Here is a 12924-nt window from a genome sequence, read left to right as displayed (position 1 = left end):
CGGGTATTTCCTTAGAAAGGAGGTGATCCAGCCGCACCTTCCGATACGGCTACCTTGTTACGACTTCACCCCAATCATCTACCCCACCTTCGACGGCTAGCTCCCTTGCGGGTTACCCCACCGGCTTCGGGTGTTGTAAACTCTCGTGGTGTGACGGGCGGTGTGTACAAGACCCGGGAACGTATTCACCGCGGCATGCTGATCCGCGATTACTAGCAATTCCGACTTCATGCAGGCGAGTTGCAGCCTGCAATCCGAACTGAGACCGACTTTGATAGGATTGGCTCCACCTCGCGGTTTCGCTTCCCGTTGTATCGGCCATTGTAGTACGTGTGTAGCCCAGGTCATAAGGGGCATGATGATTTGACGTCATCCCCACCTTCCTCCGGTTTGTCACCGGCAGTCATCCTAGAGTGCCCACCCGAAGTGCTGGCAACTAAGATCAAGGGTTGCGCTCGTTGCGGGACTTAACCCAACATCTCACGACACGAGCTGACGACAACCATGCACCACCTGTCTCCAATGCTCCGAAGAGGGGCACTATCTCTAATGCTTTCATTGGGATGTCAAGACCTGGTAAGGTTCTTCGCGTTGCTTCGAATTAAACCACATACTCCACTGCTTGTGCGGGTCCCCGTCAATTCCTTTGAGTTTCAGTCTTGCGACCGTACTCCCCAGGCGGAATGCTTAATGTGTTAACTTCGGCACCAAGGGTATTGAAACCCCTAACACCTAGCATTCATCGTTTACGGCGTGGACTACCAGGGTATCTAATCCTGTTTGCTCCCCACGCTTTCGCGCCTCAGCGTCAGTTACAGCCCAGAAAGTCGCCTTCGCCACTGGTGTTCCTCCACATCTCTACGCATTTCACCGCTACACGTGGAATTCCACTTTCCTCTTCTGTACTCAAGCTTTGCAGTTTCCCTTGCGACTTGGGGTTGAGCCCCAAGTTTAAACAACAGACTTACAAGGCCGCCTGCGCGCGCTTTACGCCCAATAATTCCGGACAACGCTTGCCCCCTACGTATTACCGCGGCTGCTGGCACGTAGTTAGCCGGGGCTTTCTTCTCAGGTACCGTCACCTTGRGAGCAGTTACTCTCCCAAGCATTCTTCCCTGGCAACAGAGCTTTACGATCCGAAAACCTTCATCACTCACGCGGCGTTGCTCCGTCAGACTTTCGTCCATTGCGGAAGATTGTTACCCACGTGTTACTCACCCGTCCGCCGCTRAGCATCAGAGGTGCAAGCACCTCATCAACTCCGCTCGACTTGCATGTATTAGGCACGCCGCCAGCGTTCGTCCTGAGCCAGGATCAAACTCTCCAAATTGGTGTTTGACTTGCTCATWACTTTTATCGCTATATTTGCTCATCCCGAAGGATTTGCAAGGCAGTTATTACTCGTTGTTCAGTTTTCAAAGAGCAAACTTTTCTATCGTTTGTCTTGCTTGTTTTTCTTGTCGTCCGCGTGTTTCTCTCGGCCGGAATTAGAATATATCATGCCCCCCTCCAATTGGTCAAGCATTTATTTAAAAAAACTTTAAAAAGCATGTTTTCACTCGATTTTCGGTAAAATATAACCAATTACTTTCAAATAAACTTAACAAATTCCAACTTTATAAACACTTCGTAATTATAATAGAATAATAATATGATTATTCAGCCATTTATCCAATTTTAGAGCTAGTTCACAAGAGGGAGCAATAAAAATGACATTATCAGAAATCGAACGTATTCAAGCTCTGCTTCCACAATGGGTTGAATCAAGCCGTGAACAATGCAGCAGCGGCAAAGTTGCCTCCTATATACCCGAGCTGTCGAAATCACCGATTGGGGCATTAGGAATACACCTTATTGATTCAAACGGCCTTTCTATATCTGAAGGCGATACAGATCTCTCTTTTACGATGCAAAGTATTTCAAAAGTATTCACGCTCATTTTAGCGCTAATGGATAACGGAGAAGATGTCGTCTTTGACAAGGTTGGCATGGAGCCTACTGGAGACAACTTTAATTCTATGCTGAAGCTTGAGCTCGTACAGCCGGGCATTCCTTTTAATCCACTAATAAATGCTGGAGCCATTGCGATCTCTTCTTTAATTGCTGGCAAAGATCCTGCTGAAAAATCTGCACGAGTGTTAGACTTCCTTCGCCTTCTTTCTAATAATAGCTCACTTGACTACGATATGGACGTCTATCGTTCTGAAGCGGATACAGCGAACCTTAATCGTTCAATGGCATATTTCCTCAAAGATAACGGTGTTCTGCAAGGATCAGTCGAAGATGTCCTTGAAGTTTATTTCCGGCACTGCTCCATCAGCGTAACCTGTGCAGATTTGGCTCAAATGGCTTTAGTTCTGGCGCATAACGGCAAAAATCCTACAACCGGAGAACAGCTTATTCCTCGCCGCTTCGTTCAAATTGCCAAAACCTTTATGATAACTTGCGGCATGTACAATGCCTCTGGAGAGTTTGCGATTCATGTCGGGTTGCCAGCCAAGAGCGGCGTATCCGGCGGTATTTTAACGCTGGTGCCTGGCCGTTATGGTATCGGATTAGTTGGTCCATCGCTGAACCGAAAAGGAAACAGCATCGCTGGTGTTGCTCTTCTTGAGTCGTTATCGAGAGAGTTTGAATGGAGCTTGTTCTAATATACTGCCTTACTTGAAAACAAAAAGGATGACCGCTTGCGATAAACTCGCTGGGTCATCCTTTTTATACTGTTTGTATTACGACTGTGGATCAATTAGCTTCACATTTTTGTTCAATATGAAAAACTGCTCTGCCTTCTCACGGTGATCTTCCGTTATTTGGCCACTAAGAGACCTGTAAGCGATGAATACAGCTGTTGCATCATCAACAAAACCTGCTACAGGTATAAAATCCGGAATAAGATCAAGCGGCAAAATCCAATAGGCTAAAGCTCCAATAGCTGTGACCTTAGCAGATAGCGGCGTCTTGGGATCAGCCGAGCAATAATAAAGCGTGACTACTTCTTTAGCGAACGGCACCTTAGCTGCATGACGCTTCACTTTTGCCCAGAACCCTTCCTCTACATACTTCGTTTGCTTCTCATGGTCACCTAATTTGCTAATGTACTTTTCTATATCAACTTCCTCAGGCGGATTGATTTGTTTATGATCCAAGGTCCTTTGAAGCCCTTCTTCTGCATCTTTAAGATCAGCATCATCAATCAGTATCGTACCGCAAGAGGAGCATTCCACAACCATTTGCCTGTTCGCGTCGACATCATTTTGGTTTCCACATTTGGGGCACAGGGTAATAGTCATACATCCCACCTCCTTGATATAACTAATAATACTCTCCATCCCCTAAAATAGTTGCAATAAGGTTTGCGTATATCAGTAATAGTGTGCCATGCAGACGTTTAATCTGATTCACTCAGCATGCCATTATTAAGCTGCCCATTAACGAGCGAGCTGTAAAAGCCTTTTTGCATAAGGAGCTGTGAATGAGATCCTTTCTCCAAAATGGCACCGTCACGCAGCACTACAATCTGATCCGCTTGTTGAATGGTGTTCAGACGATGGGCTATGACAAAGCTCGTTCTCCCTTTCATAAGCCGTTGCAGCGCTTCCTGGATTTTTATTTCGGTCACCGTATCGATACTGCTTGTCGCTTCATCTAATACAAGGATTGAAGGATCTGCTAGAATCGCTCTGGCAATGGCAAGCAGCTGCTTCTGTCCTTGGCTAATTCCGCTGCCGTCTGATTTAAGTACGGTCCCATAGCCGTCCTTCAGACGAGAAATAAAGGAATGTGCGTTTGCGAGTTTTGCAGCCTGTTGGACTTCTAAATCCGTTGCATCCAGCTTGCCGTAACGGATATTTTCATAGATGGTCCCCTCGAACAGAAATGGGTCCTGCAGTACAAACGCCATATGCGAGCGCAAATTTTCACGTTTGAGCGTACGTGTATCGTGCCCATCAATCAAGATGCTACCCGAGCTCGGATCATAGAATCGGCACAAAAGCTGGATGAGTGTTGTTTTACCCGCTCCGGTTGGACCTACTAGAGCGATCGTCTCTCCTGGCGTAGCTTCAAAGCTTACCTCGCTTATCGTAGCTATCCTTCCTTCATAAGCAAATGTTACTTTATCAAAAACGACTTTTCCGCTTACTTCTGCAAGTTCGCGAGCTGCTCCCTCATCTTTTCGTTCCTCATCTTCGCTTAGCACATCAAATACACGTTCAGCACCAGCGACAGCAGATAATAGCGTATTCCACTGGTTAGCAAGGTCATTAAGCGGTCTTGTGAACTGCCTGGAATATTCCACAAATATAATAATTGTACCGACTGTTATTTGATCATTTAAAACAAATATCGCACCTATTCCTGCAATGATCGTGAAGCTTAAGTTGTTTAACGCGTTCATCAGCTTCGGAATGAAACCAGAAATCGTCTGCGCCCAGAAGCCAGAAACTCGAATACGCTCGTTGCGCTCCTTGAAGGCGGAGATGACTGTTTTTTCCTGAGAAAAGGCCTTCACTATGCGTTGTCCCGACAATGTTTCTTCTATATAACCATTTAAGTCGCCAAGATTGCGCTGCTGAGCTTTGAACAGTCGGCCGGTTTGTTTTGTGATCCATTTCATCCCCAGTACCATAAGCGGCACAACGAGGAAGGTTAATAGAGTCAAAAGCGGACTAAGGGACAACATAACACTTACGGTTCCAACAAGAAGAAGGATACTTGAAAACACTTGAATCACAGAGCTATTTAAAGATGAGCTTACGTTTTCTATGTCATTCGTAACGCGGCTCATTAGTTCTCCATGCTGACGCTTGCTGAAAAAAGGGATCGGCAGCCTGTGCAAATGATCAAACAATTCGACCCGCATGCGATAGACCGTTTTTTGCGAAATGGTTATCATCCAAATACTTTGGAGCCACATCGTGATCGAGTGCAGCGCATAAACGAGAGCCATCAATAGTAGAAAAACAATAATTCCGCTATCTCTATTCATCAAAAAGCGATCGATTGCGGTACCTGCCATATAGGGTCCCAGCAATGAGAACGCAGAGCTTAATATAACCATTACGATGACAGCTGCAAGTCTGCCCTTATAGACGATCAGGTAACTCCACATTTGCTTCAGCGTTTGGCTCATATTTTGCGCGCGTGGTTTACGTTTACCTTTGTCTGCTGCAGTGGATTCGACCGCTTCCCCAGATCTTTGGTACTGAAAAGGCTCCTTTAATTGTCTAAGCACGGGACACACCTTCCTTCCCGAACTGTGACTCGTATATTTTCTGATACAAACTGGATTCACGGATCAACTGCTCATGCTTGCCTTGTGCCAGCAATTGGCCTTCATCAAGTAGAAGAATTGAATCCGCAGCTACGGTTGAGCTTATTTTTTGCGTGATAAGGAATGTCGTGCAGCTCATATTTTTAAGTGCTTGCAGAAGAGCAGCCTCGGTTTGTACATCGAGTGCGCTTGTGCTGTCATCAAGCAGCAGCACAACTGGCTTTCTAACTAATGCCCTCGCAATCGTTAGACGCTGCTTCTGTCCACCTGAGAGATTTACTCCTTTTTGCCCCACTATCGTATCGTATTGTTCCGGCAGCTTCATAATCGTGTCATGGATTTGAGCTAGTTTGGCAGCCTCTATAATTTCTTCGATGCTGGCATTCTCCTTGCCCCAGCGAATATTATCCGCCACCGTGCCTGTAAACAGCATGATTTCTTGCGGAACATACCCAATTTGCTTGCGAAGCTGCTCAAGCTTCATTAAGCGATTGTCTTTGCCATCCACGCGAATCACGCCCGTCTGCACATCGTAAAGTCTAGGAATCAGTTGAATGAGCGATGTTTTGCCAGAACCGGTCGCACCCATAATGGCAATTGTCTCACCCGGTAATACCGAGAAGGATATATCTCGCAATACATGCAGATCAGAATCCGGATATTCAAAAGATACGTTCTCGAAGGAAACGTATCCCTCACGAAGCTTTACCGCTTCATCGCTGTCAACTGTATCTGTTAAGTCGATATCCGTTAGCACAACCTCTTCAATTCTTTGAGCTGATGCGCGCGCTCTCGAGAAGTTGACCACGATCATGGACATGATGGATAAAGCACCAATCGTCCTCATCGCATAGTTCAAAATGGCAACCACCTCACCAACGGTTGCTCCATTCCGATCGAGCTCGATTCTGCCAAACCACAACACGGCTATAACAATCGCATTCATAAATAACAGCACGATTGGCATCGTAACTTCCGTTAAACGAAGAGCGGATACGGTACGATCCATCAGCTGCTCGCTGGAAAATGCAAAACGCTTCGATTCATGCTTCATCCGAACGAATACACGCACGATTCTCATGCCGATTAAATTTTGCTGCATCACGCTATTCACTTGATCCAGCTGCTTCTGAACAGAACGAAAAAGCTTTTCTCCCTTTTTAAGCACCCAAAGCAGAAAAACACCAAGAAACGGAATGACCGCAGCAAGCCATATGGCCAGCTTAGGCTGAACGATAAAGGCCATTATGATACTTCCGATTACGAGCAATGGGGCGCGAAGCATAATACGCAGTCCCATGAACACTGTATTTTGCAGCTGTGAAACGTCATTCGTTAATCTAGTAATAAGCGATGATTCCGGAAAACGATTAAAATTGGCAAATGAGAACGATTGCACTTTTTCATAAAGCCGCTCTCTTAAATCAAATCCGAAGCTCTGACTTACGTGTGAAGCATAAAAAGAACTAAGTATTCCTACAATAAAAGCGATAACAGAGCAACCAATTAGAAAGCCGCCCCATTGCAGCACAACCGATAAATTATTTTTATCAATACCATCATCAATGATTTTTGAAATAATATACGGTTGAAGCAGCTCCACTACGAGCTCCACCAGCATAAGCAGCAGAGCAACGTAAGCAGCAAAACGATATTTTTTGAGAAAATTGAACATAGTCAGCATCTTTGTTCCTCCGAGTAATAATGGCTTAGATTAGCTATCCTACTCATTATATCTTTTTGAACAGAAAATGGTATGCACGATTATAAACTCGGGGCTATCTGAGGGAGGGGGTGCGCCTGCTTAAGGCAGTCAAGCTGCCTTAAACACTGCGCGCATCTTCATAGAACACTCGAAACATAATATCGTGATTATAGTTGCCAAAACCCTTGCCATATAAGGTTAACCCGCCTACGTTAACGGCATCTTCCTTCACGCCAATGCGGAATGTCCAGAAATTTCGCTCCAACCCAATTTCACCGATACTAGTTGATGACATATGCTGTCCATCAATTAGCGTCCCATCCTCTTGAATGCGTATCACCTTGAGCAGTCCGTATTGATTGACCCGATCTCCCCACCAAGCCGGTGAGAAACGTCCTCTTACATCTCCATAATCACCAGGGCTCGTCCACATACCGATATCCATTCCATTAAGGGAAAAATTAATGTCAGATGGCCAATTATCGTTTACCCCTGGCGCTTCTGAACCCAGCTCCAGTGTAATTTCAAGTGCCACAGGCCGTTGACCCGCTAACAAATAATTCGGCACCTTGTATTCCACATAACCTTTGCCGAACCAAAGAATGCCTGCATTCATTCGCTCCGGTTCCAAGAAGAAACGCGGATCGTCAAATTGCCCAATCAGCTTCTCCGTTGTAGCAATGCCGCAAGTCGGAAACACTTCAAATTCTGTAAAATGTCCAACTGGCACGCTAACGTCATGCACCTTCTTCACATCCAGCGCCTTAGGAGGCAGTTCAATCGTTATGGTACGTTCAGCAAGCGAGCAAATTTTATGTGTGCCGCCATGTTTACGAACCATCTTCGTCTCTACAATGCCAGCCTTCTCCAGCTTCCGAATATGCATCGTTACAATCGCGCTGCTTAGACCGATAGCTTCAGCAAGCTCCTTCACGTTCATCATATTTGTTGCAAGCAAATTAATAATGGAGAGCCTGACAGGACTAGCCAATGCCTCATATAAAGGCAGCCATGCTTCATCCGTATTCGCATTTATCATCATGATCTCCTCCTCTCTCTTTACTATAATAATAGAAGGGCATCCCAAAAGCCGCAATCGCGGCTTCCGGATCCCCTTGTTGATTCCATTATAGTTTAATACGAATAACGTTCCATGATGCTTTGCTAAGCGTCGCGGCAATTTTTCCGCCGTCTGCAAGCGCAGCATTACCTGCTGTGTGCGGTTTTACGCGATTTGGCGCGTCTGCCGTGTTCGTCATTTTCAAATCATCAGATTCAAGCACGATATGTTCAATTAGTTGGAAAGCACCGAAGCTGCGCAAATCGATTTCGAATGGAAGCGACTCTTCCGTGTTGCGGTTAACCGCAAAAATCGTTACTTCCTCTTTCTCTTCATTATGAACGGCTACCGTTTCCAAGTATGGCACGTCTGTAAAATCCTTTGTATCATGCTTCGGCGATTTCACTAGCGGTACCAGCACTGTGCCACGACCGAAAATGCTTGCGTGCATGTATGGATAATAAATCGTTTGCTTCCATGCAGGTCCGCCATTTTGCGTCATGATTGGTGCGATCACGTTAACCAGCTGTGCGATACAAGCCATCTTTACACGATCTGCACGTTTAAGCATACTGATCAGCATGCAGCCAACAACAAGTGCATCTTCATGATTATACACGTCCTCAAGCTGTGGCGGAGCAATTTGCCAAGGATCAAGCTTACGGTCTTGTGCATTTGAATGATACCACACATTCCACTCGTCAAAGGAAAGGTTGATTTGCTTCTTTCCACGTTTTTTTGCTTGCACATAATCACAGGTTGAAATGACTGTATTAATGTAGGAATCCATGCTCATAGACTGTGCTAGGAAGTTTTTCGTGTCGTTATGAGGGTTCCCATAATATTGATGAATCGACACATAATCAATCGTATCATAAGCAAGATCAAGTACGGTAGCTTCCCATTCAGGGAACGTCGGCATTCCGATGTGCGAGCTTCCACATGCAACTAGCTCAATGGTCGGATCAACCCATCGCATCGCTTTTCCTGCTTCGTTAGCAAGGCGACCATATTCTACAGAAGTTTTGTGTCCGATTTGCCAAGGTCCATCCATTTCATTGCCGAGACACCATGTCTTTACATTATGGGGATCTTTATAACCATGCTGGATGCGAAGATCGCTCCAATATGATCCTGACTTATGATTGGAGTATTCAATCAAGTTGCGTGCATCATCAATGCCGCGAGTACCAAGATTGACGGCCATCATAGCGTCTGTATTCACCTTTTTGCACCAGTCCATAAATTCATTAAAGCCGATCCAATTGGGCTCAACCGTTCGCCATGCAAGCTCAAGCCTCTTCGGACGCTGATCTACCGGACCAACACCATCCTCCCAGTTGTAACCGGATACAAAATTACCGCCAGGATAACGGACGATAGGCACATCAAGTCCCTTTACTAGCTCAAGAACATCGGAGCGAAAACCCTGCTCATCTGCTTGCGGATGATCCGCCTCATAAATGCCGCCATAAACCGCACGCCCAAGATGTTCTATGAATGATCCATATATACGTTTATCCACTTCCCCAACTTGAAAATCCTTATCCACTATCATTGTCGCTTTGTTTGTCATAATCATCCACCTCAATTAAATTAATAATTTCATTAATTAGTTAGTTAAGAGTTAATAGTGATTTATACTACTTATTTAACTACACGTTCGTAATTAATTCAAGTATTAATTTTATATATAATGAATTTATATTTATATTAATTCATAGGAATAGAGGACCAATTCTTTATTCGATACAAGGTAAAGGTTTACGAAGTCATAAATTTATAGTTCAATTTGCCTAGTTATTATCAATTGTTTCTTGAGTTAGTCCTCTTTTTAGACTACTATGGGACTATAAGGTAATTCCTTTGTTTCAACACTACGGCAGGAGTTGAGAGCATGAGCAGTACTATACGCTCACTAGAAGATGCAGCCGACCATATTATTGACACCTTGAAGCACTTTCTACAGGTTGACACTTTATTGATAGCTACAATTGATCATAATGGAAGCAGAATCATAAGAGCGCTCAACCGTCATGAAAATGAAGGAACCAATAGCTTACCGTTACATTTGCTGCAAAGTTATTGCAATCTTGTTTTAGAGCAGGATTGTTCCATTCTTAACATCACCAATACACTTGATGATCCGCGTACAGCCTCTTTACCTATTACCCAGCAACTTGGAGCACAAGCTTTGGTCGGAATCGCTGTAAGAACAGCTGACCAGACAGCAGTTGGTACCCTATGCGCCATAAATAAAGAACCGATTCATCTAGATGAAAGGCAGCTCGGATTTCTCCATTCGATGGCCGCTTTTTTCGGATATATATTGGATTTAGAAAACGCAAGTGTTACGGACAGCTTGACCGGTCTTTACAATCGACGTTATTTATCTCATTTGGATCATGCTGGCTCGGACAAGCAGTTTAGTGTGATGTTCATCGACATCGATGATTTTAAAGAGGTTAATGATTCGTTCGGTCATGACTTTGGTGATTTGCTGCTGCTTCAAATTTCTAAGAGACTGAAACAAGACGTCAGAAAAACCGACATCCTCGTTAGATACGGTGGAGACGAATTCGTTATTTGCTTTCAGCATTTGGTGGACAACCAAGATATCGATTTTGTAGCCAGTAAAATAAAAAAATCGATTGACGAGCCATTCACAATCAATGGTCATATCATTCATATTTCCGCTAGCATAGGCATTAGTTCAACGCACGGCACGGCTAGCACGCTAAAAGAATTGATAAGCAACGCTGACCTAGCGATGTACGACAATAAGCAAAATGAAAAAAAACTTTGAGATCGTCTGATTCCACTTTGAGTATTTACTCGAAAAGGCAGATGTCCAAGGTTTTTTCTTTTTTTGATCGCCACATACGCTGAGTCCATCCTGCACACTTCGTCATAACCTTGACCACCCGCTCATACACATGGTATGAATCGTATTTTCGCATGCGGAGGGATGACGGATGAGACAGGATGAAATTCGTGCACTGGAGCGATCCATTGATGAAATAACAGAAATAGCTACCGGCTTTGGTTTAGACTTTTATCAAATGCGCTATGAGATTTGCCCGGCAGAAATTATTTATACCTTTGGCGCGTACGGTATGCCGACAAGGTTTAGCCACTGGAGCTTTGGAAAAACGTTCAACAAAATGAAGCTCCAATACGACTTCGGCTTAAGCAAAATTTATGAGCTCGTCATTAACTCCAACCCCTGCTATGCGTTTCTTCTAGAGGGCAATTCTCTAATTCAAAATAAACTCATCGTCGCCCATGTGCTCGCTCACTGTGATTTTTTCAAAAACAACGCTCGCTTTGGTGTAACCAATCGCAATATGGTCGAGAGCATGTCTGCTACAGCGGATCGTATTCATCAATATGAAATGGATCATGGCACGGAGGCGGTCGAGAAGTTTATCGATGCGATCCTTGCCATTCAAGAGCATGTCGATCCGACGCTCATTAAGCCATATCAATTGGATAAGAAACGTTATATCGAAATGGTGCAAAAGGACAGCGAGCGCTCGGAGTGGAATATCCCTTCTTCCTCTTATGATGATTTGTGGAATCTGGACCCGGATCGGACAGCTGCCGCCGCATCAGCCGCTCAATCACAGGCCGCTGACGCCAAACGATTTCCGCCACGGCCAGAAAAAGATCTCATCTGGTTTATTGAGGAATACTCCCCTACTCTGGAGGATTGGCAGCGCGACATTCTATCTATGCTTCGCGATGAGATGCTCTATTTCTGGCCGCAAATCGAGACCAAGATTATGAACGAAGGCTGGGCTTCCTACTGGCATCAACGAATTATTCGCGAGCTTGATCTGACTAGCGATGAAACAATTGAGTTCGCTAAGCTGAACTCCTCTGTCGTGCAGCCATCCCGGCACACCTTGAATCCCTATTATTTGGGCTTGAAAATATTCGAGGATATCGAGCGCCGATTCGATAATCCAACGAAGGAAGAACAAGCACGCTTCGGACGCGTCCCCGGCAAGGGCAGAGAGAAAATGTTCGAGGTACGCGAGCTCGATTCAGATATTTCGTTCATCCGCAACTACCTGACGAAGGATCTGGTTAATGATCTCGATCTGTACATTTTCGAGAAAAAAGGCCCTGAGTGGAAAATTACCGATAAGTCGTGGGAGAAAATTCGCGATCAGCTTGTTTATTCGAAAGTAAACGGCGGGTTTCCTAGTTTGATGGTTAAGGATGGAGATTTCAATCGTGTGGGTGAGCTTTATTTAATCCACGAGTATGAGGGTATGGAGTTGGATCTCAAATATGTAGAACGCACACTGCCTCATGTCGTTCAGCTTTGGGGCAAGAACGTTCATCTGGAGACTTTTGTTGAGGATAAGAAGATTGTGTTCAGCTGTGATGGGAAGAAGACGAGTCGGAAGTTTGTTTGAGTTAAGAAGATAGTGCTTCTTAATTCTGCATTTAAAAGCTATTATGCATAACCATGAGACAAAAAACCCGATCTCACTCGATCGGGTTTTCTATTTTACGGACAGAGGGGGCCAAGGGGGGGTCGCCCCCCTTTATATACAGAATTTTTTCTCAGTACATTGTCACTACATAAGCCTTTTTGATAAGACTCAAATACCCTTACGCGCTGGAAACGTAGAACTGCTACTCGCTGAACTAACGTTAACCGTCCCTCGGTTTTAAGGGTTTATCTCACATATACTCACTCATTCGCAGGATTTCATCACCTTGRATTAGGTCGATTTTAAGAAACAGCACAGGTGATACCGGTTGAGGTGGTGGGCTGGGCATGCGGAAATAGAGGAACTATTAGGAAATATTCCCCAGGTAGTTTCTACTGCACGCATACTCCACAATCCCTTGGAGGTTCACCCTCCCAAA

General features: G+C 44.8%; 8 protein-coding genes and 1 rRNA gene. 3 read left to right on the top strand and 6 right to left on the bottom strand.

The features are described 5' to 3' along the window. Window positions 1-15 precede the first annotated feature (15 nt). Window positions 16-1330 (bottom strand): 16S ribosomal RNA (locus tag AC1DM9_RS34140). 379 nt (window positions 1331-1709) lie between these two features. On the opposite strand from AC1DM9_RS34140, the gene glsA reads away from it, so the two are divergent. Next, entirely contained in the window at window positions 1710-2651 is a 942-nt protein-coding gene (gene glsA, locus AC1DM9_RS34135; protein ID WP_076271731.1) for a glutaminase A, read from the top strand. A gap of 78 nt (window positions 2652-2729) precedes the next feature. On the opposite strand, the gene AC1DM9_RS34130 is transcribed toward glsA, so the two are convergent. The 5 genes from AC1DM9_RS34130 to arfA form a co-directional block, all read right to left on the bottom strand. Continuing rightward, complete coding sequence (locus AC1DM9_RS34130; protein WP_339204113.1) at window positions 2730-3290, bottom strand: DUF1232 domain-containing protein; 561 nt, start codon at window positions 3288-3290, stop codon at window positions 2730-2732. A 98-nt stretch (window positions 3291-3388) separates the two neighbouring features. Then, entirely contained in the window at window positions 3389-5233 is a 1845-nt protein-coding gene (locus AC1DM9_RS34125) for an ABC transporter ATP-binding protein (RefSeq protein WP_441887181.1), read from the bottom strand. After that, entirely contained in the window at window positions 5226-6956 is a 1731-nt protein-coding gene (locus AC1DM9_RS34120; protein WP_441887183.1) for an ABC transporter ATP-binding protein, read from the bottom strand. The genes AC1DM9_RS34125 and AC1DM9_RS34120 overlap by 8 nt, the downstream gene beginning before the upstream one ends. 139 nt (window positions 6957-7095) lie before the next feature. Continuing rightward, window positions 7096-8019, bottom strand: a complete 924-nt coding sequence (locus tag AC1DM9_RS34115; protein WP_477552117.1) for an ArsR/SmtB family transcription factor — start codon at window positions 8017-8019, stop codon at window positions 7096-7098. 85 nt (window positions 8020-8104) lie between these two features. Next, window positions 8105-9613 carry an arabinosylfuranosidase ArfA gene (gene arfA / locus AC1DM9_RS34110; protein WP_441887186.1) on the bottom strand — a complete coding sequence of 503 codons (1509 nt, stop codon included), beginning with the start codon at window positions 9611-9613 and terminating at the stop codon, window positions 8105-8107. 321 nt (window positions 9614-9934) lie between these two features. Between arfA and AC1DM9_RS34105 the strand changes: the two genes are divergently transcribed. Continuing rightward, on the top strand, window positions 9935-10843 hold the full coding sequence (locus AC1DM9_RS34105; protein WP_441887188.1) for a sensor domain-containing diguanylate cyclase: 909 nt from the start codon (window positions 9935-9937) through the stop codon (window positions 10841-10843). A 169-nt stretch (window positions 10844-11012) separates the two neighbouring features. Further along, window positions 11013-12464, top strand: coding sequence for a SpoVR family protein (locus AC1DM9_RS34100; RefSeq protein ID WP_076271725.1), 1452 nt, complete (start codon window positions 11013-11015; stop codon window positions 12462-12464). The last annotated feature ends 460 nt before the right edge of the window (window positions 12465-12924 follow it).

The organism is Paenibacillus sp. 01T431, from assembly GCF_056398625.1.
The sequence above is the reverse complement of the archived record's forward strand: the minus strand, read 5'-3'. Positions and strand labels throughout refer to the sequence as shown.

Coding starts and splice junctions, on each gene's coding strand:
- glsA (WP_076271731.1), top strand. CDS start 1,710: ATGACATTATCAGAAATCGAACGTATTCAAGCTCTGCTTCCACAATGG.
- AC1DM9_RS34105 (WP_441887188.1), top strand. CDS start 9,935: ATGAGCAGTACTATACGCTCACTAGAAGATGCAGCCGACCATATTATT.
- AC1DM9_RS34120 (WP_441887183.1), bottom strand. CDS start 6,956: ATGCTGACTATGTTCAATTTTCTCAAAAAATATCGTTTTGCTGCTTAC.
- AC1DM9_RS34100 (WP_076271725.1), top strand. CDS start 11,013: ATGAGACAGGATGAAATTCGTGCACTGGAGCGATCCATTGATGAAATA.
- AC1DM9_RS34130 (WP_339204113.1), bottom strand. CDS start 3,290: ATGACTATTACCCTGTGCCCCAAATGTGGAAACCAAAATGATGTCGAC.
- AC1DM9_RS34115 (WP_477552117.1), bottom strand. CDS start 8,019: ATGATGATAAATGCGAATACGGATGAAGCATGGCTGCCTTTATATGAG.
- arfA (WP_441887186.1), bottom strand. CDS start 9,613: ATGACAAACAAAGCGACAATGATAGTGGATAAGGATTTTCAAGTTGGG.